This window comes from Mycobacterium neglectum (assembly GCF_002591975.1).
GTDB lineage: Bacteria > Actinomycetota > Actinomycetes > Mycobacteriales > Mycobacteriaceae > Mycobacterium > Mycobacterium neglectum.
Genome location: NZ_NVQE01000052.1, coordinates 1 through 23,643 on the forward strand (window position 1 = coordinate 1; position 23,643 = coordinate 23,643).

22 protein-coding genes are annotated in these 23,643 nt (G+C 64.0%); all 22 read left to right on the plus strand.

Translation table 11 applies throughout. The features are described from left to right. The first annotated feature begins 285 nt into the window (after nucleotides 1-285). The 22 genes from CSQ99_RS26870 (at nucleotide 286) to CSQ99_RS26980 (ending at nucleotide 23,506) form a co-directional block, all read left to right on the plus strand. Nucleotides 286-1,746 carry an aldehyde dehydrogenase family protein gene (locus tag CSQ99_RS26870; protein ID WP_011777801.1) on the plus strand — a complete coding sequence of 487 codons (1,461 nt, stop codon included), beginning with the start codon at nucleotides 286-288 and terminating at the stop codon, nucleotides 1,744-1,746. A 554-nt stretch (nucleotides 1,747-2,300) separates the two neighbouring features. Continuing rightward, a complete protein-coding gene (locus CSQ99_RS26880) occupies nucleotides 2,301-2,810 on the plus strand; it encodes a 3-phenylpropionate/cinnamic acid dioxygenase subunit beta (RefSeq protein WP_099042078.1) in 510 nt (169 codons plus the stop codon). A 63-nt stretch (nucleotides 2,811-2,873) separates the two neighbouring features. Further along, nucleotides 2,874-4,250, plus strand: coding sequence for an aromatic ring-hydroxylating dioxygenase subunit alpha (locus tag CSQ99_RS26885; RefSeq protein ID WP_099042057.1), 1,377 nt, complete (start codon nucleotides 2,874-2,876; stop codon nucleotides 4,248-4,250). A gap of 64 nt (nucleotides 4,251-4,314) precedes the next feature. After that, nucleotides 4,315-5,097 carry a glucose 1-dehydrogenase gene (locus tag CSQ99_RS26890; RefSeq protein ID WP_176561239.1) on the plus strand — a complete coding sequence of 261 codons (783 nt, stop codon included), beginning with the start codon at nucleotides 4,315-4,317 and terminating at the stop codon, nucleotides 5,095-5,097. A 105-nt stretch (nucleotides 5,098-5,202) separates the two neighbouring features. Beyond that, entirely contained in the window at nucleotides 5,203-6,180 is a 978-nt protein-coding gene (locus tag CSQ99_RS26895) for a 2,3-butanediol dehydrogenase (RefSeq protein WP_245909113.1), read from the plus strand. 103 nt (nucleotides 6,181-6,283) lie between these two features. Then, complete coding sequence (locus tag CSQ99_RS26900) at nucleotides 6,284-7,372, plus strand: WD40/YVTN/BNR-like repeat-containing protein (RefSeq protein WP_099042060.1); 1,089 nt, start codon at nucleotides 6,284-6,286, stop codon at nucleotides 7,370-7,372. A gap of 83 nt (nucleotides 7,373-7,455) precedes the next feature. Continuing rightward, nucleotides 7,456-8,550, plus strand: a complete 1,095-nt coding sequence (locus CSQ99_RS26905) for an aromatic ring-hydroxylating oxygenase subunit alpha (protein ID WP_245909114.1) — start codon at nucleotides 7,456-7,458, stop codon at nucleotides 8,548-8,550. Next, nucleotides 8,547-9,041 carry an aromatic-ring-hydroxylating dioxygenase subunit beta gene (locus CSQ99_RS26910; RefSeq protein WP_245909115.1) on the plus strand — a complete coding sequence of 165 codons (495 nt, stop codon included), beginning with the start codon at nucleotides 8,547-8,549 and terminating at the stop codon, nucleotides 9,039-9,041. Before CSQ99_RS26905 ends, CSQ99_RS26910 begins: the two co-directional genes overlap by 4 nt. A 29-nt stretch (nucleotides 9,042-9,070) precedes the next feature. Then, the gene (locus CSQ99_RS26915) at nucleotides 9,071-9,469 is read left to right on the plus strand and encodes an SCP2 sterol-binding domain-containing protein (protein ID WP_099042063.1); all 399 of its coding nucleotides are present in this window, start codon (nucleotides 9,071-9,073) and stop codon (nucleotides 9,467-9,469) included. 3 nt (nucleotides 9,470-9,472) lie between these two features. Next, the gene (locus CSQ99_RS31990) at nucleotides 9,473-9,991 is read left to right on the plus strand and encodes a dioxygenase family protein (RefSeq protein ID WP_099042064.1); all 519 of its coding nucleotides are present in this window, start codon (nucleotides 9,473-9,475) and stop codon (nucleotides 9,989-9,991) included. Nucleotides 9,992-10,022: 31 nt separating this feature from the next. After that, a complete protein-coding gene (locus CSQ99_RS26925; RefSeq protein WP_099042065.1) occupies nucleotides 10,023-10,832 on the plus strand; it encodes an MlaE family ABC transporter permease in 810 nt (269 codons plus the stop codon). Beyond that, nucleotides 10,829-11,686 (plus strand): ABC transporter permease, encoded by an 858-nt coding sequence (locus tag CSQ99_RS26930; RefSeq protein WP_099042066.1) that lies wholly within the window; start codon nucleotides 10,829-10,831, stop codon nucleotides 11,684-11,686. Before CSQ99_RS26925 ends, CSQ99_RS26930 begins: the two co-directional genes overlap by 4 nt. 5 nt (nucleotides 11,687-11,691) lie before the next feature. Then, entirely contained in the window at nucleotides 11,692-13,035 is a 1,344-nt protein-coding gene (locus CSQ99_RS26935) for an MCE family protein (RefSeq protein WP_099042067.1), read from the plus strand. A 57-nt stretch (nucleotides 13,036-13,092) separates the two neighbouring features. Next, entirely contained in the window at nucleotides 13,093-14,121 is a 1,029-nt protein-coding gene (locus tag CSQ99_RS26940) for an MCE family protein (RefSeq protein WP_099042068.1), read from the plus strand. Further along, on the plus strand, nucleotides 14,118-15,446 hold the full coding sequence (locus tag CSQ99_RS26945; protein WP_099042069.1) for an MCE family protein: 1,329 nt from the start codon (nucleotides 14,118-14,120) through the stop codon (nucleotides 15,444-15,446). Before CSQ99_RS26940 ends, CSQ99_RS26945 begins: the two co-directional genes overlap by 4 nt. Then, on the plus strand, nucleotides 15,443-16,792 hold the full coding sequence (locus CSQ99_RS26950; protein ID WP_099042070.1) for an MCE family protein: 1,350 nt from the start codon (nucleotides 15,443-15,445) through the stop codon (nucleotides 16,790-16,792). Before CSQ99_RS26945 ends, CSQ99_RS26950 begins: the two co-directional genes overlap by 4 nt. Continuing rightward, the gene (locus CSQ99_RS26955) at nucleotides 16,789-17,928 is read left to right on the plus strand and encodes an MCE family protein (RefSeq protein ID WP_099042071.1); all 1,140 of its coding nucleotides are present in this window, start codon (nucleotides 16,789-16,791) and stop codon (nucleotides 17,926-17,928) included. The genes CSQ99_RS26950 and CSQ99_RS26955 overlap by 4 nt, the downstream gene beginning before the upstream one ends. After that, nucleotides 17,929-19,389: an MCE family protein gene (locus CSQ99_RS26960; protein WP_099042072.1), complete on the plus strand. Its 1,461-nt coding sequence runs from the start codon at nucleotides 17,929-17,931 to the stop codon at nucleotides 19,387-19,389. Beyond that, nucleotides 19,386-20,042: a tetratricopeptide repeat protein gene (locus CSQ99_RS26965; RefSeq protein ID WP_099042073.1), complete on the plus strand. Its 657-nt coding sequence runs from the start codon at nucleotides 19,386-19,388 to the stop codon at nucleotides 20,040-20,042. The genes CSQ99_RS26960 and CSQ99_RS26965 overlap by 4 nt, the downstream gene beginning before the upstream one ends. After that, nucleotides 20,039-20,698, plus strand: a complete 660-nt coding sequence (locus CSQ99_RS26970) for a hypothetical protein (protein WP_099042074.1) — start codon at nucleotides 20,039-20,041, stop codon at nucleotides 20,696-20,698. Before CSQ99_RS26965 ends, CSQ99_RS26970 begins: the two co-directional genes overlap by 4 nt. A gap of 87 nt (nucleotides 20,699-20,785) precedes the next feature. After that, nucleotides 20,786-21,910, plus strand: a complete 1,125-nt coding sequence (locus CSQ99_RS26975; RefSeq protein WP_176561238.1) for an epoxide hydrolase family protein — start codon at nucleotides 20,786-20,788, stop codon at nucleotides 21,908-21,910. Between the two features lie 162 nt (nucleotides 21,911-22,072). Next, nucleotides 22,073-23,506, plus strand: coding sequence for an aldehyde dehydrogenase family protein (locus tag CSQ99_RS26980; protein WP_011559069.1), 1,434 nt, complete (start codon nucleotides 22,073-22,075; stop codon nucleotides 23,504-23,506). Nucleotides 23,507-23,643: the final 137 nt, after the last annotated feature.

Sequence of the window (23,643 nt, forward strand, 5' to 3'; positions counted from 1 at the left end):
CTCGGAGATGTGTATACGGGACAGTTCCTCCCCCGCGTGGAGCCCCTCGACGACAGCCGCGACCCCCAGCCAGACGAAAAAGGATCTTGATGTCCATCGGAATAGCGCGAGCCGGGCGTGTTCGGTGTCGGCAAGGTCCACGCTGCGGGGTCAGGCGATGATGGCCGCCCGATGCGGCCGGCGCCGGATTCGGCACTTATCTGGCGGTCGCCGGGCGATCCTCCGATGACCCAGACATGGCTCCCACAAATCAACCGTTCCCCGCAGGAAAGTTAGGACTTCGGCATGATCAGCGCAAACCTCATCATCAACGGACGTGAGGAAACATCCGACCGGACGATCGACGTCGTTAGCCCGGCTGATATTCGGGTACTGCTCGGTTCGGTCCCAGACGCCGCACCCGGGCAGGTCGACGAAGCGGTCGCAGCGGCCGCAATGGCGTTCCCAGAATGGTCATCGCGGCCCCTGGAAGAACGCCAGGGAGCACTACTTGCCGCCGCAGGCACGATCCACGACATGATCGAGGAATATGCGCCGATCCTGAGCCGGGAGAACGGAAAGATCCTCGAAGAGTCGCACGTCGACCTCGAATTCGCGTCGGGCATTTGCGGCTACACCGCAGGCATTTCGGCTGAAATCCTTGCAGACCAACAGATTCGCGACACCGGGGGCACGACCCTCATCCGCCGCCGCCCAATCGGGCCGGTGGCCGCCATCACGCCGTGGAACTTCCCGGTGGTCCTGGCATTCATGAAGCTGGCGCCCGCGCTCGTCGCCGGCAACACAGTCGTCTTGAAGCCGGCGGCAAACTCCCCGTTGGTTCTCGCCGAGATCATCCGAGCCCTCCAACAGCACTTCCCTCCGGGCGTGCTCAACATGGTCACCGGAGGCGACGCGGTCGGAGAAGCACTCGTCGCTCACCCGAGAATTCGCAAGATTGGTTTCACCGGCGGCATCGATACCGGGCGCAAAGTTATGGCCGCGGCCGCGCGCGACATCAAGCGGGTGACGCTCGAGCTGGGCGGAAACGACCCCGCGATCCTCCTCGACGACGTCGACCTCTCGCCCGAGACTATGCGGCAGATCGTAAAAGGCGCGTTCGGGACCACCGGCCAGGTGTGCTTCGGTCTCAAACGTATCTACGTGCCGACCCGCATCCACGACCGCTTCGTGGAAGCGTTCTCAGCCGCCGTGGATGAAATCGTCGTCGGGCCCGGCGACGACCCCCGAGTCACCATGGGGCCGCTGAACAACGCTCAGCAGAAGAACCTCGTCGAGAAGATCGTGGACGACGCGCGCTCGAGCGGCGCGACCGTCACCACCCTCGGCCAGCGGCTCGATTCGGCGGCCTGGGACCACGGCCACTTCATGATGCCCAGCGTGGTCACTGCGGCTGATCCCCGCCTCGCAATCGTCGAAGAGGAACAGTTCGGCCCGGTAGTGCCCGTGCTGAAATACGACGAACTCGACGACGTGATCCGGCTCGTGAATCAATCGCAATACGGGCTTGCCGCCTCGATCTGGACGTCAGATGAAGAGCGGGCGTTCCTGCTCGGCCGTCGGTTCGACACCGGCTCCGTCTTCATCAACAGCCACACCTTCACCTCCCTCGACCCCCGCGCACCCTTCGGCGGGGCGAAAGCGAGCGGCTTGGGACGCGAATTCTCTCCAGCCAGCCTGGATTCCTATACCGAATTACAAACAATCAGCCGTCGCATCGGGCCGCCAGGCCCTCCGCTGTCCTGAGTCCGGCCGGAGCCTGACCGACACATAAACGTCACGGGCGTAGATCCGCGACGACGACGCGGCGGTATCGATGCATAGGGATAACTCCGCCGAAGGTGCGGAGGCATGAGCGGCGCGTGCTTTAGCAGGCTGCCGCCATTAATGATCCATTCCAGCCCTCTAATCGCGGCGATTCGACCCTCATAACGTAGGGACCGGCCAATAGACGTGCGTGTGCTGCCGCGCGTCGACGAGGAAAACGCCGGCAGCGCTCTCACCGACAGTGCGCACATTGCAACGGCCGCCGCCGCTGTCAAGCCGCCGGGCAAGGCGACGACCGGGCGATACATCCGGTTGTCGTCTACAGGTTCGCTGGCCGTCAATGACGTGTGCCGTGGGGCTGGTTCTGGGAGCGCCGTGGGGCTTGCTGTGGGAGCCGTTTTGGTCGTGGTTCATTCCGAGATGGCGTCTTGACGGGCCGGTGTGATGTATCTAGCATTCTCTACAGCGGAGGACGCATCTGTTCAGCAGAACAGAGAGTGAGTGTTGACGGTTTGGTCGAGGAGTTCGATGTGATGAACGCGGTCGCGGTCGATCGGGATACCCGTGAGGCCGTCGAGGACTTCATGTTCCGGGAAGCGGAGCTCCTCGATGGGGGCCAGTTCCGGGAATGGTTGGGTCTGCTTGACCCCGACATCCGGTATGTGGTTCCGGTGCGCACCACGAGGGAGGACTCCGCAGGCTGGGTGGGCGCGATCGCGCACTGGAACGACGACTACACGGGCCTGGAGATGCGGGTCCTGCGCGGCGAGACGGACTTCTCGTGGGCGGAGTCACCTCGGTCGCGGACCCGGCACTTCGTGTCCAACATCCGCACGACTGCAGGACCGGGGACCGATGAGTTGACCGTGCGCTCGAACCTGTTGTTCTTCCGCAGCCGCGGAGACAGCGGCCGGTGGGAGTTGCTCTCGGCCGAACGCGTCGACGTGGTGCGCCGGACCGACGATTCGCTGCGGCTCGCTCGGCGCGAGGTCCTGCTCGACCACTCGACACTGCCCATCGACAACCTGTCGGTCGTCCTATAGGGCCGAGTTCACCTCACCGCCTTCCTCCTTGGCTATCGCCTACTCCAGAAAGGGTCTGACCACATGACCACCGAAACAACCGAAACCACCGGCACAGCTGACGCGACCGATCCCTACCTGCGGCGCGCGCTGCGCGACGTAGCGGACGGGCTCAAGGTCGGGCGCTTACCGGCCCGCGTCGTCAGCGATCCCGCGCTGCACACGATCGAGATGGAGCGGATCTTCGGACGCGCCTGGGTGTTCCTCGGACACGACTCGGAGTTGGCCAAGTCCGGCGACTTCGTCGTGCGGCACATCGGGGCCGACTCGGTGATCCTCTGCCGGGACGCTTCCGGCCAGATCCAGGCGCTGTCCAATTCCTGTCGACACCGTGGCGCGCTCGTGTGCCGCGCGGAGACGGGAAACACCGCGCACTTCCAGTGCCCGTACCACGGCTGGGTGTACAGCAACACCGGGGAGCTCGTCGGTGTGCCGGCGATGAGGGAGGCCTATCCCGGCGGCTTCGACAAGGCGCAGTGGGGATTACGTCACATCCCCCATGTCGACTCGTACGCCGGATTCATCTTCGGCAGCGTCGATCCGAAGGCGCCGAGCCTGACCGACTACCTCGGCGACACGACGTTCTACCTCGACCTCATTGCGAAGAAGACAGCGGGCGGTCTGGAGGTGATAGGGGCGCCGCATCGATGGGTGATGTCGGCGAACTGGAAGACAGCCGCCGACAATTTTGTCGGCGACTCCTACCACACCCTTTTTGCCCACCGCTCCATGGTCGAGCTGGGCATGGCACCCGGTGACCCGAACTTCGCGAGCGCACCGGCGGAGATCTCGCTGCAGAACGGCCACGGCGTCGGCGTCCTCGGCTTTCCGCCCAACCTCGCCGATTTCCCCGAGTACGAGGGATACCCCGACGAAGTCGTCGACCAGATGGCGGCGTCCTATCCGTCGCCGGCACACAAGGACATGATGCGACGCTCAGCCTTCATTCACGGCACGGTGTTCCCGAATCTGTCCTTCATCAACGTGACCATCGCGCCTGACCATATGTCGCCCCCCACCCCGTTCATCACGTTCCGGGTGTGGCATCCGCTCTCTCATGATCGGATGGAGATCCTCTCCTGGTTCCTGGTCGAACGTGACGCTCCCGAATGGTTGCGCGATGCGTCCCAGGCGTCCTACGTCAACAACTTCGGTCCAGGCGGTGTTTTCGAACAGGACGACGCCGAGGCGTGGAAGGCCATCACCGAATCTGTCCAGGGTCCGTTCGCCGGTGCAGGCCTGCTGAACTACGAAATGGGCATGGACTTGACTCCGCTCACCGACTGGCCAGGGCCGGGAGAGGCTCTCCCGAGCGGGTACGCCGAGCAGAACCAGCGGCGGTTTTGGGGGAGATGGCTGGAATACATGGGCCAGCCTCCCGCATTCGGTGGGCGTGCTTGATGAAGCTTCTACCCAGGCTGTGCGCGAAGTGCGCCCGTCCAACGATCGGCGCCGCGTGAGTGCCGTGACGGCGGGGGACCGCCGGGTCGCGATCGTCACCGCCGCCGCCGCGGGGATCGGTAAGGCGATCGCCCTGCGGTGGTGCCGCGAAGGTGGGTGCTGTGTCATGGCCGACACCGACGGCGAGGGCCTCGATGCCGCCGTGGCCGAATTGGCCGAGTCCGGCGCGGCGGTTCGCGGCGTCGCCGGCGACGTTTGCCTCCGCGATGTTGCAAACAGTGTCGTCGAACGGACGCTGACCGAGTTCGGGCGGCTCGACGCACTGTTCAACGTCGTCGGCGGGAGCCTGGCCCGCAACGTGGAGGAGATCAGCGAGGAGCAGTGGCGCAGCCAGATCGACATGAACCTCGGCAGTGTCTTTCAGATGTCCAAACCCGTAATCCCCTTGCTACGCCAGGGTGGCGGCGGATCGATCGTCAACGTCGCGTCGACGGCCGGGATCCTCGCCGAGAACAGGTGCTCCGCCTACAGCGCAAGCAAAGGCGGGGTCGTGCTGCTCACGAAAAACATGGCCCTCGACTTCGCCCGCGACAACATCCGCGTGAACGCGATCGCCCCCGGGGGCACCCGCACGCCGAGGATCGAACGGTTCCTGGCCGAGCACCCCGAACACGCCTCGATGATGGTTGACCTCTGCGCGATGCAGCGTTTCGCAGGACCAGACGAGATCGCGGCGCCCGCTGTGTTTCTTGCCTCGCCCGAGGCGTCCTACATCACCGGTGCCGTGCTGCCGGTCGACGGAGGCATGACCGCCGGCGTCACTTTCCGGGCGTTCGAGGCGGTATGAGCATGGTCCCTAACCATTTGAATCGTTGCCGGACCCACGAGAGCGCCGCGGGCTGAGATGGAAGCGATCGTTCTTAACGGCAACAACGACGTGAGTCTGACATCGGTGCCAGACCCGGCGCCGCAGGCCGGTGAGGTCATCATCGAAGTGGCGGCGACCGGGCTATGTGGAACTGACCTCCACGAGTATGTGGCGGGGCCCACCTTCTCGCAGCCGCCGGTGGTGCTCGGTCACGAGGTCTCGGGCCGGATCGTGGAGGTCGGTGCGGGCATCGACCAGGCCCGCATCGGGGAGGGCGCCGCGGTGATTCCGATGGATTTCTGCGGGAGCTGCCACTATTGCCACCGGTCGCTCTACCACCTGTGCCAGCGCCCAGGATGGATCGGCTTGACCCGAAACGGGGGCCTGGCGAACTACGTCGCAGTGCCGTCTCGGCTCGCGGTCCGAGTGCCGGACGAGGTGAACCTCGAGGAGGCGGCCCTGACCGAGCCGACGGCGGTGGCATTCCACGCGGTGCGGCGAGCGGAACTGCTCCTCGGCGAAACGGTGATGGTCCTCGGCGCCGGGGCACTGGGGCTCACCGTGATCCAGTGTGCACGCGCAGCAGGAGCGGCGCGGATCTACGTCACGGAACCAAGCGGCGTGCGCGGCAGCCTGGCTCGCGACCTCGGCGCCACGTTGGTGCTCGATCCGAATGACCCCGGGACCACCGCGCGCATCCTGGAGGAGACACGGGGCGTAGGGGTGGACGTCGTCTTCCATGTGGCGGGCAGCGCGGAGGCGTTCACACAAGGCCTGGACTGTCTACGCAAACAGGGCCGCTTCATGGAGATGTCGTCATGGGACGGCGCGGCCTCGCTGGATGTCAACCGCCATCTGCTCAAGGAGACGCAGCTCCGGATGGTTTTCGGGTACGACATGTTCGACGATTTCCCCACCGTCCTCGCCCTGATGGCTGACGGAAAGATCGCGCTCACGCCGCAGATTACCTCTCGAATCCCGCTGGACCGCGCCGTCAAGGAGGGATTGGGCGGGCTATTGGAGGGCCGCGAGGGTTTGGTCAAGGTGCTGGTGAAGCCGTGAGTGACACCAGTCTTGGCGCGGCGCCGGTGAGCTTCGACCCCGTCCACTCGAGAGTGCAGCCCCTTCGCGAGGGCTGTGGCCCAGATTCAGACGAGGAGGCCTGATGCTCGTCGCAGCGACAAGCCGGGGTGTGTTCACCGTGTCCGGCGACGGCACAGCCCGGGCGGCCTGGCCCGAGTTGCCGGGGCAGGTCATGGCAATGGCTGCCCACGGCGAGCGCGTCGCCGTCTCGGTCCACAAGCACGGCGTGTTTCTGGCCACCGCGGGCGCAGACCACTGGACTGACCTCGGCGATGGCCTCGCCCACCGCGACGTGCGCGCGCTGGCGTTCGACCCGCACACACCCAACGCGCTTTACGCCGGAACAGAACCAGCGCACTTGCTGCGGTGGGAAGACGGGACCTGGGCCGAGTGTGGGAACCTCCTCGACGTACCCGAAGCGAAAAGGTGGAGCTTCCCCATCCGCCCGGGAATCGCGCACGTCCGTACCATCGCCGTGCACCCCCTCGAAGCTGACGTCGTCTACGCCGGCATTGAAGTTGGATCCCTCCTGGTCACCCGGGACCGCGGACAGACGTGGGAGGAGGTCGACGGCCTCGGTCACGACATCCACCGCGTGGTCTTGCACCCCGAAGCTCCCGACCGGCTCATCGTCACCACAGGCCAGGACACCAAGCCTTACCGCGGCGGCAAGGGCATTTACCGCAGCACCGACCGCGGAAAGAGCTGGGCGCAGTCGAACGACGGCCTTGGCGAGCGCAACTACACCGAAGACGCGATCGTGGTGCATCCCGCCGACCCCGACGTGATGTTCCTTGCCGCGGCCGACGGCATCCCACCGAAGTGGGCCGCAGTGCGCCGGCTGGTGATGGGCGTGCTCAACGGCAATGTCTATTTCCTGTCGCCGTCCAAACTGCGCCGACGCCGCGGCGCCGACGTGGGGTTCTTCCGCAGCAACGACGGTGGCGTCTCCTGGGGACGGCTGGATACCAACGGCGACCGCGGCCTGTTCGACATGGTCTGGGCGCTGGAAGGGGTGCTCACTGAACACGGTGAGTTTCGGCTGTACTACGGCACCACGGCGGGTGAACTCAGCGTGTCGGAAGACGAGGGCCACACCTGGACGCGCCTCGCCGACGGCCTGGGCGCGATCACCCACATCGCGACTCTGGAGAAAGGAACAGTGCAGTGAACATTGGACCGACGCTGGAGTTCGACCATGTGCAGCCTGCGATTCGGAAACGTTTCACGTCGGCCGCGGACATCCCCAAGGAGGTGTTCAGCGACCCCGAGATCTACCGGGAAGAGCTCGCCCGGATCTTCTATGGCCCCTACTGGCATCCGATCGCACACCGAGCCGAGCTGCCCGAGCGCAACGCCTTCCGGACGAGATGGCTCGCCGACACGCCGCTTTTGATGGTGCGGGACGGCGATAACCGCATCCGCGTCTTCGTCAACTCCTGCGCCCACCGGGGAACCCTGCTGGAACAGCGCCGGTGCGGGGTGGCGGAGCGATTCGAGTGCCCGTATCACCGGTGGCTCTTCACCAACGACGGCCGCTTCGCCGGCGCGCCCCGCCGCATGCAGTTCCGCCCCGACTTCCGCGAGGAGGACTACGGCCTGCGGGAGCTGCATGTGGTCGAGTCGTGGGGATTGATCTTCGTCAGCATGGATGATGAGCCGCCGCCGCTCGACGACTTCCTTGGCGATAGTGCTGGTCCGCTGCGCGACTGCATGCTCGATGACGGGGACTTGACGTTGCTGGGCTACCAGACGGTGGTGTTTCAAAGTAACTGGAAAACCTACATTGACAACGATCCCTACCATGCCCCGCTACTGCACAGCGCGTTCAAACTGCTCAACTGGCAAGGCGGCAACGGCGACATCTTGGTCAGCGAGCCCTATGGGCACATGTCGATTCTGTACGATTCGCAACCCTACGTGGACAACGGTTTTCTGGCTGACCCGAGTGTGGTCACGCGGATGGGGGACGACAGCCGAGCCCGCGTGATTGCGTTACGGCCGGTCACCGGCATCGTGCGTCACGTCGACACGATCAACGTCCGGTACGCCCGCCCGCTCGGGGTTGATCGTACCGAGGTGCGCTACACGTTCTTCGGCCACGCCAGCGACAGCGAGGACTACGCGCGCCACCGGGTCCGCCAGTCGTCCAACCTGCTGGGCCCGAGCGGCTTCATCAGCATCGAGGACGCCGCCGTCTACAACCGCGTGCAGGCGACCGCGCGTGATGGCGGCTACCAGCGGTTCGTCGCCGGCGTCGGCCGCCCGTTGTCGCAGTCGTCGCAGAACGACGAAGTCGCCAATACAGGGTGGTGGGCCCACTACCGGGAGGTGATGGAGTTTTGTTGACAACGAGCATCGAAGATCGGCGGGCACGCGCCGCCTACCTGGTGGACGAACTGCTGGGGGCCTACGCTCGCGCAGTCGACGAGCAGGACTTCACCGCGTGGCTTGCCCTGTTCGCGCCGGAATGTGCCTACGAGGTGCGCGCGATGGAGAACGTCCGCGAGGGGCTGCCGCTGGCATACATGATGGACGATTGCCGGCAACGGCTGGTCGACCGCGTGAAGATGATCCAGGATGTCTGGGCGGGCACCGTCGAACCTTATGACACCCGCCACCTTCAGCAACGCACGGCGATGCGGGAACTCGGCGAAGACCGCTGGGAGGTGCGGTCCAACATCCTCGTTACCTATACCGGGGCCTCCGGCGAGCCCGGGATCTTGGTCAGTGGCCACAGCGAAGATGTCGTTGTCCTCGAGCATGAGACCGCGTTGTTCCAGCAAAGATTCGTGGTGCTCGACAACACCCCACCGCGTTATCTGGTGTACCCCGTTTGACTCGTTGACCTGAAGGAGATGACTTGATCATGAGTGCCGTCGCGTTGATGTCGCCCGACTGGGCGCACGCGTACCGCGATCTGTGGAATGGCTCGGCCGAGATCCGGCAGGACGCCAAAGACTTGACCATGCTGATCGAATGGCGAGTTCAGGACGCAAACGACCAGGTGTCACAGTTGGAGATCACCGACGGTGAGGCTGTCTACGGCGGGGGCCAGATCGAGGGGCGAAAGCCCGACTTCGTCCTGACTGCAACCGCGAATGTCTGGCACCGGGTTGCGGAAGGCGAGATCGGAGTCGCGACCGCCATCGCGACGCGCAAGATCAAATTCGTCGGCCCGATCAAGGTGGCGATGGCGAACATGGCGGTGCTCAGCGCCGGACTCCGTCTCGTGGGCGAGGTCGACGGACTCGTGTGGGGCGACTGAGCCGTGGCATCTACCTCATGGCCGCGATGTGACCGGCCGACCGCTGCTTACGGGGCCATCGAGTTTCACGGGGTGATCACGGGTGAAGACGGTCGACCAGTTCCTGACGCCCTGATCGAGACCTGGCATGCCGCGGGCGACGACAACAATGCGGCGACGACGACCGGACTGCCGCGGTGCGACCGCCGAACCTCTACTCGCCCGAGTAGCGCCATCACGGACCAACAGGGTCGTTACAGCGTGAGAATGGTGCCGTCTCGCGCACCCGAGCACGGAGCAGCGCCGTTCATTGCGGTGTCGGTACATGCCCGGGGGCTTCTCGATCGGCTGATCACCCGCGCCTATCTTCCGGGGTGTCATCTCGCCAAAGACTCCCTGCTGCGCCGCCTGCCCGCCGAGCGGCGGCAGGCCCTTATCGCCACCCGCGACGACATCGGACTTCGTTTCGACATCACGCTGCGGCCAGCAATTGGCATGACGGTTGACACCTCTGGTGAGCCGCGCCAGGAAGCAGCAACGTGACTGCGCCTCAGCAAGGTAATGGGGACTTCGAGTGAAGCGCTTTTCGCTCCGTGACAAGTTCGAGGACCTCCCGACAGCGGCTGACGTCAAAGCGTTGAAACCACTCAGCGTAATTGGCGGGCTCTACGCGATGACGCTGGACATGTTCGTCGCGATGGTCAAACCACCGTTCCAATGGCGCGAGTTCCTCCTCCAAACATGGTTCGTGGCACGGGTTTCCGTGGTTCCCGCGCTGACTTTGTCGATTCCCCTCGTTGTGCTGACGTCATTCACCTTCAACACGTTGCTCGGCGAGTTCGGCGCCGCCGACTTCTCAGGAACCGGCGCAGCATTGGGCGCGGTCAACCAGATCGGCCCCTTCGTGACCGTCCTCGTCGTCGCCGGTGCCGGCGCTTCGGCGATGTGCGCCGATCTCGGGTCGCGCACCATCCGCGAGGAAGTCGACGCGATGCGGGTCCTCGGCCTTGACCCGATCCATTCCCTTGTCGTCCCCAGGGTGCTGGCGACGACGACGGTCGCGGTGCTCCTGTCATCTGTCGTGACCGTGACTGGTCTCCTTGGCGCTTTTTTGTTCTCGGTGTACTTCCAGCACGTGACTCCCGGGTCATTCGTTGCCAGTATGACGCTGATCACGGGTCTCAGCGATGTCCTCGTGTCTCTGGTCAAGGCCACGCTGTTCGGTTTCGTGGCGGGTCTGATTGCCTGCTACCAAGGCTTGCGGGTGCAAAAAGGCGCGGCCGGTGTGGGTAACGCGGTCAACGAAACCGTTGTCATTGCGTTCTTGTTGCTGTTCGTCGTCAATGCCATCGTCACTGCGGTCGGGTTCGAGGTCACGAAATGAGCGCCGGCGTTGTCTTACGGCAGCGGTTTCCAGGCACCGCCCGCTCTTTGAGCCAGTGGAGGGCCAAGTGGAGAGATCTCGGCGATCAGGCCCACTTCTACGGACAGTCGGTCGCCTCGATCGTCCAGGCGGTGGGTATTTATCGGGCTGAATTGCTGCGCCAGATCGCCGCGATCGGTCTCGGCTCGGGATCCTTGGCGGTGGTGGGTGGCACCGTTGCGGTCGTTGCCTTCCTGAATTTGTCGACCAGCGGCGCCCTGGCAAGTCAGGCCTACAACCAGATGTCTCAAGTCGGCGTGGAAGCGTTGGCCGGCTTCACCTCCGCCTTCGTTAACGTTCGGTTGGTCACCCCGGCCAGCTCCGCCTTCGCGTTCGCCGCGACGATCGGTGCCGGTACCACCGCGCAGCTGGGCGCGATGAAAATCAATGAGGAGGTCGACGCGCTCGCGGTGATGGGCATCCGGCCGATTGCCTATCTGGCCTCAACCCGTCTGCTCGCCGGCATGATCGTGGTCATTCCACTGTATTGCGTGGCCTTGTTGATGTCGTTCTTCTCGGTACGGGTCATCACCACCGCGTTTTACGGGCAAGGGTCCGGAGTATTCGACCACTACTTCGACACCTTTCTCAATCCACAGGCTGTGTTCTTCTCCTTCGCCGTCACGGTCGCCGAAGTGCTGGTGATCATGCTGATCCACACGTACTACGGACTTAACGCCACCGGCGGTCCCGCGGGCGTGGGCGAGGCGGTCGGGCGCGCGACCCGGACGTCACTGATCGCGTCGCAACTGGTGATTCTGTTAGTCACCCTGGCTCTCTACGGCCAGACCGGCAACTTCAACTACGCGGGGTGACGCGTATGGCAGACGGTATGGGCGCTCGTCGGATCTCCACCGAATGGTGGGCGGTGTTCCTGGTCGCGGGCATCGTCGCGGCGGTGGCGCTGAGTCTGACCATGTTCAACGGGACGTTCACCCCAAGCGTGCCGGTGACTCTGACAGCGGACCGCTCGGGTCTGGTGCTGGAGCCCAACTCCCGGGTGAAGATGCGCGGGGTGCAGGTCGGCCGCGTCAGTTCGGTTGGCGGCGGAGACTTGACACGCATCCAGCTGGACATCGACCCAGCCCAGATCGGACACATCCCGGCCAACGTCGAGGCGCGCATCCAATCCATATCCCTGTTCGGGGCGAAGTATGTCGACCTCGTCTACCCACCCAACCCCAGCCCGCAGCGGCTGTCCGCGGGAGCGGTGCTGAGATCACAGAACGTCGCCACCGAAGTCAACACCGTGTTTCAGAACGTGGTGCAGCTGATCAAGGCGATCGACCCGTTCAAGCTGAATGCCGTACTCAGCGCGCTCGCCGAGGGAGTGAGAGGACAAGGTGACAGGATCGGCGAAGCGATCACCGCGGGCAATCAGGTTCTGCTGGAGCTGAATCCACGTACCGACACTGTGCGCGAGGACTTCCGCGCGCTTAAAGGTGTCAGCGACACCTACAGCGCCGCGGCAAAGAACATCATCGACACCCTGGCCGCCGCGACCACAACCAGCGCGACAGTCGCCAGCCACGCCCAGCAACTCGACGCGCTGCTGCTCAACGTCGTGGGGCTGTCGCGCAGCGGAGTGGACCTGCTAGGTCCCAGCAAAGACAACCTGGTGAAAGCGGTCAACCTGCTGGAGCCCACGACGAACTTGCTGATGAAGTACAACCCGGAGCTCACCTGCTTGTTCGTCGGCGCCAAGACCACCCTCGACAACGGCTACGCCGACATGCTCGGCGGAAACGGCAAGTCTCTCATCATGGACGCTGAACTGTTGCCGGGATACGACCCGTACCGGTATCCGGCCAACCTGCCCATCAACGCCGGCAAGGGCGGGGAAGGCGGAAAGCCCGGGTGCGGCTCGCTGCCCGACGTCGCCCAGAACTTCCCGGTGAGACAGCTGATCGCCAACACCGGCTTCGGCACCGGATTGGATTGGCGGCCCAATCCCGGCATCGGATTCCCTGGGTACGCCAACTACTTCCCCGTGACTCGGGCGGTCCCCGAACCGCCGAGTATCCGCTACCCGGGCGGTCCGGCGCCCGGCCCCGTGCCCTACCCCGGCGCGCCGCCCTACGGCGCACCCCAGTACGGACCAGATGGCACGCCTCTCTATCCCGGGGTTCCGCCACCGCCGTCACCGGGAGCCACACCACCGTGACCGTCGGCCACACAGACCGTCGAAACATAGCCGCTAACTTCGGAGGGGAGCATCGCCGTGACCAATAAGGTGTCGGCCGTCTTGTGGCGCCTCGGGATCTTCGTGGTCGTTTGCGCTCTGGGTGCATTTGCCCTCTTTGCCGTCTTCGCGCAGCTGCGCTTCGAGCGCGAACAGACCTATACCGCTGTCTTCACCAACGTCAGCGGACTGGAGAGCGAGGATTTCGTCCGCATCGCCGGTGTGGAGGTCGGCAAGGTCCAAACCATCACAGTCCGCGATGACTCCACGGTGCAGGTCGAGTTCGGGGCCGACGACTCGGTGGTACTCACCGACGGCAGCCGGGGTGTCATCAAATACGACAACCTGATCGGGGACCGCTACCTGGCGATCGAGGAAGGCGCGGGCGGGACCAAGAAACTGCGGCCCGGCGACACAATTCCGTTGAATCGCACCGCGCCGGCACTGGATCTGGACGCCGTGATCGGTGGGTTCCGGCCGCTGTTCCGCGCCCTGGACCCCACACAGGTCAACACTCTCACCGGCCAACTCATCGCAGCTTTTCAGGGTCAAGGCGCCACGATCGGTTCCATTTTGGCTCAGACCGCAGCGCTGACGAACACTCTGGCCGACCGAGACGAGCTGATCGGGCAAACCATCGTCAACTTGAACGCGGTGCTGGGGTCGCTGGGCGAGCACAGCGAGCAATTCGGCAAGGCTGTCGACTCGCTGTCGCAGCTCGTGCACGGGCTGCAAGCCCGCAAGCAGGACATCAGCAACGGAGTGGCCTACGCCAACGAGGCTGCCCGCTCGATCGCCGATCTTCTCGCACAAGCCCGACCACCGCTGCAGAAAACTGTGCACGAGACCGATCGCACCGCGACCGCTGTGCTCGCAGATCGTGACTACTTCGACAACCTCCTCAATACATTGCCCGACGCCTACCAGGTGCTGCTGCGGCAAGGGCTCTACGGCAACTACTTCGCCTTCTACCTGTGCGATCTGCTGTTGAAAGTGAATGGAAAGGGCGGACAACCCGTGTACATCAAGCTGGTGGGACAAAGTAGCGGCAGGTGCACACCCCAATGAAGGCCTTCGGGGAGCGCAACTTCGTCGTCATCGGAGCCATCGGTGTCGTGGCCACCGCCGCCCTCGTCCTCGGCGCGCTCAACTACGACAAGCTGCCGTTCGTCTCCTCCGGCAAGACCTATTCGGCGTATTTCGACGAGGCCGGCGGACTGACCACCGGCGCCCCGGTGCGGGTGTCGGGGGCTCCCGCCGGCCAAGTGCAGAGCATCGCCCTCGACGGTCAGTGGGTACTGGTCACGTTCACGGTGGCCGACGGTATCCGGCTGGGGGACCGTAGCGAGGCGTCGATCAAGACGACCAGTGTGCTTGGCAACAAGGTTCTCGACCTCACCACCCGCGGCACCGAGACGCTCGCCGGCACCATCCCTGTCGAGCGGACCACCTCGCCGTATCAATTGCCGGACGCCCTCGGAGACCTCACGACCACCATCAGCGGGCTCGACACCGAGCAGCTATCCACCTCGCTGACAGTGTTGTCCCAGACCCTCCAAGACACCCCCGACGACCTGCGCCTCGCCGTCGCGGGCGTCGCCCGCTTCTCGGACACTCTCAACCAGCGCGATGCCCGGCTGCGCGAACTGCTCGCGAACGCCGCCAAGGCGACCACCGTCCTGGGCGAACGCACCAACGACATCGTGCGTCTGATCTCCGACACCAATGCGTTGTTGGCGCAGCTGCGTTCCCAAAGCGCTGCGCTGGACGAGATCTCGACGAACATCTCTCAGCTCAGTCGGCAGATCGCCGGGTTCATTGCGGAAAACAAGACGACGCTCAAGCCCGCCCTCGACAAGCTCAACGGGGTTCTCGAGATCCTCGACAACCGGAAGGTTCAGATCCAAGAGTCCATCAAAGGGCTGGCGGCCTATGCGATGCAGTTCGGCGAGACCGTCGCTGCCGGCCCTTTCTTCAACGCCTATCTCGCCAACCTGGTGCCTGGACAGTTCATTCAACCGTTCGTCGATGCGGCGTTCTCCGATCTCGGTCTGGATCCCAACGTGCTGCTACCTTCCGAGCGCGACGACCCCCAGGTGGGCCAGCCCGGTACCCCGGCGCTGCCGATTCCGTATCCGAGGACCGGCCAGGGTGGCGACCCCAAATTGACGCTGCCCGATGCGATCACCGGAAACCCGGGCGATCCTCGCTACCCGTATCGCGAACCCGTACCGGCCCCTCCGCCAGGTGGGCCCCCACCAGGTCCGCCGGCACCCCTACCACCCGATCAGCAGGCCCCACGGCCGCCGACCCCAAGCGCGGTCTTCGTGCCGGCGCCCGGCGAAGTCGCGCCCGGACCAACAGATTCCTCGATTCCCCAAGGCAGACGATGACGAAATCTCGGACCAAACTCGGATTGGCAATCGTTCTGGTCAGCCTCATCGTGGGCGGGTCGATTGCGGTGACTCGTGCGGCACACGAGCCCGATCGAGTACACGTTGTCGCCTTCTTCGACAACAGCAACGGGGTGTTCGTCGGCGATGATGTCCGCATCAAGGGCGTTCGCGTCGGCGGGATCGACGCCATCGACCCGGAGCCCACACGAGTCAGGATCGCCTTCTGGGTCGACGCGAAATACACGGTGCCCGCCGATGCCAAAGCGGTGATCCTGTCGCCGACGCTGGTGACCTCCCGCGCCATCCAATTGACTCCCGGCTACACCGGTGGCCCGACGCTGCAGGACAACGCCGTCATCCCCAGAGAACGCACCGCTGTTCCAGTGGAGTTCGACGAATTGCGCCGACAGCTCGAACGGCTGACGACACTGCTGCAGCCCACCGAGCCCGGCGGAGTCAGCACGCTGGGCGCCCTGGTCAACACCGCCGCCGACAACTTGCGCGGCCAAGGCCCGGCAATACGCGACGCCATCATCCAGTTGTCACAGTCGGTGTCCGCGCTAGCCGATCACAGCCCGGACATCTTCAGCAGCGTCAAGAATCTTTCGACACTCGTGTCTGCGCTGCAGGACAGCACCGTCCTGATACGTCAGCTGAATCAGAACCTCGGGTCGGTCACCGGGCTACTGACCAACAACCCGACCGAAGTCGGGGACGCGGTGAAGAACCTCAATGACGTGGTGGGCGACCTGACGGCTTTCGTCGCCGCAAACCGCGAGACGATCGGCGCCACGTCGGACAAGTTGACGTCGGTCTCCGATGCACTGACGGCCAGCATCGACGACATCAAGCAGCTGCTGCATATCGCGCCGACGACGTTGTCCAACGCCGCCAACCTCTACAAGCCCGCGCAGGGCACGCTCACCGGAGTTCTCAACGTCGCGAATTTCTCGGATCCGATCACCTTTTTGTGCGGCGCAGTGCAGGCCGCGTCGCGACTGAACAACGAACAATCGGCGAAATTGTGTGTGCAGTACTTGGCGCCGATCATCAAGAACCGCCAATATAACTTCCCCCCGATCGGGGTGAACCCGGTCGTCCAGGCCAGCGCCCGGCCGAATGAAGTGACGTACAGTGAGGACTGGATGCGGCCGGACTACATTCCGCCGCAGCCGATTTCGCCACCCGATGCAACCGCCTCCGACCCGAATGCGCCGCCACCGCTTGGCGGGCCAGCGCTGCCAGCTGAAGCCCCAGTGCCGGTTTCTGGCCCGTCGGGTCAGCCGACCGATCCGGCCGCCGGGCTGCCCGGCATGATGATTCCACCCGGGAGCGGCTCATGACGGGGAAGCGCTGCGTTCGTGCCGCCGCGGTGATCGTGATCGCGCTGACCATCGCCGCTCTGTCGGGATGCGGTTTTCGCGGGTTGAACTCCTTTCGGCTGCCCGGGACGCAAGGCCACGGGCAGGGCTCGTACACGATCCAAGCCGAAATGCCCGATGTCGAAAACCTTCAGCCAAACTCGCGTGTCCGAGTGGGTGACGTCAATGTGGGTACGGTCACGAAGATCGAGCGTCGAGGGTGGCATGCGCTGCTCACCCTCGCACTCGATGGTGGCGTCGACCTTCCCGCCAACTCGACCGTGTCGCTGGGTCAAACCAGCCTGCTGGGCTCACTGCACATCGAGTTGGCGCCCCCCACCGATGTTCGCCCGGCGGGAAAACTCCGGACCGGTTCGCTGATTCCGTTGTCCTCGGCTGGGGCCTACCCGTCCACCGAACAGACCCTGGCGTCGGTCTCCCTCCTGCTCAACGGCGGCGGAGTGGGGCAGGTACAGGACATCACCACAGCACTCACGTCCGCGCTGGGAGGCCGCGAAAAGGAATTCCGCAGCCTCCTCACACAGCTGGACACCTTCACCGCCAACGTCAACGGTCAAATCGACGACATCATCGCGGCCACCGAGAGCCTCAACAATCTGGCCGCCCAGTTCGCCGCACAAAAACCAGTCATCGATAAGGCGCTAGAAACGATTCCCGACGCGCTGGCGGTGATTAACGCCGAACGCGACCAGCTCGTGGAGGCGGTCGACCAGCTCGGCAAATTCGGCGCACTGGCCGCGGACTCAGTCAACCAGTCGCAAGAGTCATTGATCCAGATCTTGAACGACCTGGGACCGGTACTGGAATCACTGGCGAACGCCGGTCCCGCGTTGACCCGTTCACTGAACTTGTTCACCACCGTTCCGTTCGTGAAAGACAACCTGACCAAGTGGTGGCGGGGTGATTACGCCAACATCACCACCATCGTCGACTTGACATTGAGTCGCATCGACGCGGCGCTATTCACCGGTACCCGGTTCGAAGGCAACCTCACCGAACTTGAATTGCAGTGGGGCCGCACGATCGGGCAACTGCCAAGCCCCTACACCGCGCGAAATCCGCTAATTGTCCCGTACCGGTTGGACCAAGGACCGTAAATGTACCTGAGTAAACGAGTTCGGGTGCAGCTGGCCGTCTTTGGAGCGGTGACGCTGTTGGCCGGTGGAAGCATGGGCTTCTACTACCTTCGGCTGCCGAGCCTGCTCTTCGGTGTCGGCCGTTACCAAGTCACCATGAAGCTTCAGGACTCAGCGAGCCTGTACGACAACGCCAACGTCACCTACCGGGGCGCGACGGTAGGCCGGGTCTCAGATGTCCGCCTCAGTGACACGGGCGTCGACGCCGTGCTGTCGCTGCAGTCAGACATCAAGATCCCGGCGGACCTCGAGGCTCACGTGGGTAGCCAGACCGCGGTAGGCGAATTGTTCGTCGACCTCGTCCCGCGAAGCGGTGACGGTGCGCGGCTGAAGAACGGCGACGTGATATCGGCCGACCGCACCTCGGTCCCTCCCGACATCAACGCACTGCTGCGGGCTGTCAACACCGGTGTCCAAGCGATCCCGCGCAACAACCTCAAAACGGTGATCGACGAGTCCTACACGGCTTTCGGTGGCTTGGGCCCCGAGCTTTCCCGGCTGACCCGGGGTGCCACCACGCTGGCCATCGATGCGCGCAACAACCTGCCCGCGCTGACCACCCTCATCGATGAGTCCAAACCCATTTTGGATACCCAGACCGACACCTCCGACTCCATCCAGACCTGGGCGGCCAATGTCGCTCAAATCACCAATCAGCTGCAGCTGCAGGATGATTCGGTGCGGGGCTTACTGGTCAACGGGCCCCCCGCCGCAGACGAGGTACGTCAGCTGTTCGACCGCGTACGGCCCACCTTGCCCATCCTGCTGGCCAATATGGTCAGCCTCGGGCAAGTGGCCCTGACCTATCAACCCAACCTCGAGCAGATCCTCGCCCTGTACCCGATCGAGATCGCCGGCCTCCAAGGTGCCGCACTGGCCAACCGAAACACCAAACAGGACTACAAAGGTGTGTTCTTGTCCTTCAACCTAAACCTCAATGTGCCCCCGCCGTGCAGAACGGGATACCTACCCGCCCAACAGCAACGCACACCGACTGAAGTGGATGCCCCACCGAAGCCCGCCGGTGACTTGTACTGCCGGATACCACAGGAATCCGGCCTCACGAACGTCCGCGGAGCTCGAAACCTGCCCTGTGTGACTCGGCCGGGAAAGCGCGCGCCCACGGTGAAGATGTGCGAAAGCGACGAAAACTACGTACCACTCAACGACGGCACCAACTGGAAAGGCGATCCGAATGCGACGCTGTCCGGTCAGGCGGTTCCGCAGCTGCCGCCAGGAACGCCACCGCCCACCCCGGTGCCGGCGACCGCCCCGATTCCGGTCGCCGAGTACGACCCGAGCACAGGCAGCTACATCGGACCGGATGGAAAACAGTACAGGCAGGCGGATTTGGGCCGGAATGCTGCCGGGGATCAGACCTGGCAGGACATGCTGCTTCCGCCAAAGGACGGTGAACGGTGACCATCCACACCGCCGACGACCCGGCCGACGATCCCACAGCGAGTGGGACGGCCCCTGATGACACCCTCGTTGTCGGCCCCGACAACGGCCCCGACAGTGGAGGCGCCGACGGCGAGGACCCCGAAGGCCTCAACGACAAACCTGAAACCGCGCGCGCCTGGCGCAAGGCGATGCCGCCGCAGCGACTGGCGCTTGTGATGGGATTGGTAGCAGCGTTGACGATGGCCGCTCTGACCAGTTGGCTCGGCTTCCAGACCTACCAAGCGCATCAGGCCGCCGAACAACGTCAGCTATTCGTGCAGGTCGGACGGCAAGGCGCACTGAATCTGACCACGATCGACTGGCAGCACGCCGACGTCGATGTAAAGCGCATTCTCGACTCGGCTACCGGCACGTTCTACGACGAGTTCTCCCAGCGGTCACAGCCGTTCATCGACGTGGTCAACAAGGTGAAGTCCAAATCGGTGGGCACCATTACCGAGGCCGGCTTGGAATCGCATTCCCGTGACACGGCCCAGGTGCTGGTCGCGGTCAGCGTGAAGACCACGGTCGGCGATGGGCCAGAACAGGAACCCCGGTCATGGCGAATGCGCGTCACGGTGCAGAAAGTCGGCAACGATGCGAAGGTCGCCGACGTGGAGTTCGTGGTATGAGGAATTCACCAGCGAAAGTCGAGCCCGATGACGGCGACGCCGCCCACTCCGCCGGAGCCGACGCCCAACCACCATCACCCGAGAAAACATCGAAGAGCGCGTCGGGATGCGAGGCCGCCGTAGCGCCAGAATGCCTGGACCGCGACGATGTGGCCTCGATAGCCGACCGTCGCGGCACTTTCGTGCGGATGCTCGGATTCTGGCTCTTGCCCTCAATCGCGTTGTTGCTGGCGCTGGGCGCGGCCTACTTCAAGTATCAAGAAGGAACCGCCAGTGACGAGGATCGCGCCCGCGTTGAAACCGTTCAGGTCGCCACCGAAGCGACGGTCGCGATGCTGTCCTACACACCCGAAACGGCAGCCGAGAAACTCAAGGCCGCGCGCGATCGACTGACGGGACCATTTCGCGGTTCATACACATCGTTGACTGAGGATGTCGTCATTCCTGGGGCACAGCAGCAACGAATCTCAGCCACCGCCAGGGTGTCAGCCGCCGCCTCCGTCTCCGTAAGCAAGAACCGTGCCATCGTCATGGTGTTCGTCGACCAAACCACCACTGTGGGCAAAGACGCGCCGACAGAGACCGACTCCGTAGTCCAGGTCAGCCTCGACAAGGTCGAATCCCACTGGTTGATATCGGGTTTCGAGCCGAAATGAGCACCATCCAAACTTCAAGGTCGGCTGGTGGCCCCCAAGTCCGCCGATAGCAGCGTGTGAGGAGTGACCTTGAGTGCCGTGCGCGCAGTGAGACCATTTAGGATCCACGTCGCCGATGACGTTCTCGACGATCTACGAACGCGTCTTTCGCGGACCCGTTGGCCGGAAGCCGAATGTGTACCGGACTGGACCCAGGGCATCCCGCTCGGGTACACCCGCGAACTGGCCGCCTATTGGGCCGACGGATACGACTGGCGGTCCCGTGAAGCCGCCCTCAACCGATTCGATCAGTTCGTCGTCGAAATCCACGGCGTGGACATCCATTTCATCCACCAGCGATCTCCGCACCAAGAGGCTTTTCCGCTGGTGATCACCCACGGCTGGCCCGGCTCGATCGTGGAGTTTCACAACGTGATCGAGCCGCTGACCAACCCGACTGCCCACGGGGGACGGGCCGAGGACGCCTTCCACGTGGTGTGCCCGGCGCTTCCGGGCTACGGTTTCTCCGGCAAGCCCACCAACGCCGGCTGGGGTGTCGGGAAGATCGCGCAGGCCTGGGAGACGCTCATGCTGCGCCTTGGCTACCAGCGCTACGGCGCCCAGGGCGGCGACTGGGGCGCAGCGATCACCACACAAATGGGCCGCAACCGCGGCCACTGCGCCGCCATCCATCTGAATATGCCGATCGCTTACCCTCCAGCGGGCGGCATCACCGATCCGACCGAGGAAGAACAGCTGGCCCTGGCCGCCCTGACGACTTATCAGCGTTGGGAGACAGGCTATTCCGAGCAGCAGTCCACCCGGCCTCAGACCGTCGGCTACGGACTGGCCGATTCGCCGGTCGGCCAGATGGCCTGGATCGTCGAGAAATTCGCAGCGTGGATGGACTGCGACGGCCATCCCGAGAACGTGCTCAGCCGCGATGAGCTCCTCGACAACGTCATGATGTACTGGGCTACCAATAGTGGCTCCTCCTCGGCCCGGTTGTACTGGGAGAGCTTCAAGACCCTGGACGCGACAACTCGTGTGGAATTGCCCACTGGTATTGCTGCCTTCCCCAAGGAGGTCCTGCGCGCACCGCGAAGTTGGTGCGAACCGATCTACAACATCACCCATTGGACGACCATGCCGCGCGGCGGGCACTTCGCCGCTCTGGAACAACCGAGGCTCTTCGTCGACGACATCCGCGCATTCTTCGAATCCGTGCGGTGATGCGGCCAGCCGGCAGGCAACGAAGCTTTGGGAGCACGCTTTCGATGAGCTAAACTTTCTGTATTGCGGAGATATTATCTGCTAGCAAGAGGATGCCCGCTGACAAGCACGTGTCAACTATCAAGGAGGCGATGAGTGGTAGACGACCCACGGAGTGCAGTCATGAGAACGTGGACGCTCCCGCTAGGTGACGCAACTTTGCAGGGCCAAAGCGTCTACGACGTGGAGGATCCGTGTACCGGCGACGTGCTGACCCAGGTGCCCGACTGCAGCAGTGAGGATGTCGACAGGGTGGTGGCGACTGCACATGCCGCTCAACGCGATTGGGCGCTGCGGACGCCTCGCCAGCGCGGCACCGCGCTGCGGGCTTTGGCGACACTCATGCGCGATCACTCTGAAGAGCTCGCGCTGCTCGACGCAATTGACGGCGGCTTTCCACTGCCTGCGATGCGCGACGACGTCACGTGGGCGGCCGACGTGCTCGAGCTGATGGCAGACGACGCGCTCGACCTCGGCGGACGGACTATCCCGCTCTCGGCGAACCTGCACTACACGCTGCAGCAGCCCTACGGCGTAGTCGCTCGAATCGTCCCCTTCAATCATCCCGTCCTATTTGCAGGATCCAAGATCGCCGCTCCGCTGATGGCGGGGAACGCCGTGGTGCTCAAAGCTCCCGATCAAACACCGTTGTCGGCCATCCGGCTCGCCGAGCTCGCCAGGGAGGTCCTGCCCGAAGGCCTATTCGGGGTGGTAACCGGGCACGGGGCAACTGCCGGCGCCGCGTTGGTTGCCCATCCACTAGTCCGGCGAATCGGCTTCATCGGCTCCCCGGGCACGGGCCGACATATCCAGCGCTTGGCGGCCGAGCACGGCGTCAAATACGTCACGCTGGAACTCGGCGGCAAGAACCCGATGATCGTCATGCCCGACGCCGACCTCGAGGCGGCTGCCAAAAGCGCCGTGGTAGGGATGAACTTCACCACCACCGCGGGCCAATCATGCGGATCAACAAGCAGACTGCTGCTGCACGAAGCGATCGCTGACGAGGTGATTGATCTGGTCGTCGATCAGGTCGCTGCCATCAAGGTAGGCGACCCGCTCGTTGACGGCACGGACATGGGACCCGTCATCGACCAAGCGCAATACTCAAAGTCGTTGCGGGCCATCGAGTCAGGACGGGCGGGCGGCGCCAGCGTACTTACCGGTGGAGGACGCGCGCAGGGTGTTGGTAGCAAAGGCTGGTATGTCGCCCCGACCGTATTGGCTGGAGTGGCACCACAAGCCGATGTCGCCCGCGACGAGATCTTCGGGCCCGTTCTTTCGGTGCTGACCGTCCGTGACGAAGCCGAGGCTGTCGAAGTTGCCAACAGCGTCGAGTTCGGGTTGACCGCCGCGGTGTGGACCAACGACGTAAGCCAAGCCCACCGCATGGCTGCGGGACTTGATGCCGGCTACGTCTGGATAAACGGCAGTGCACGCCATTACTGGGGGTTGCCCTTCGGCGGTTGGAAATCGTCAGGTGTTGGATCCGAAGAGTCCACGGAGGAACTGTTGTCCTACACCCAAGTCAAGGCAGTAACCGTCACCTTGGACTGAACTGCGTCGATGCGCTGGAAGGCGTCGACTGCGGACGGTGACCTTTCTCGCAGTCGAAATCCTGTGGGAGAACTGCTATTTGACGTAGGGCGTCAGTCGGCCGTGCATCGGCGCCCCAGACGATAAGCGACCGATTA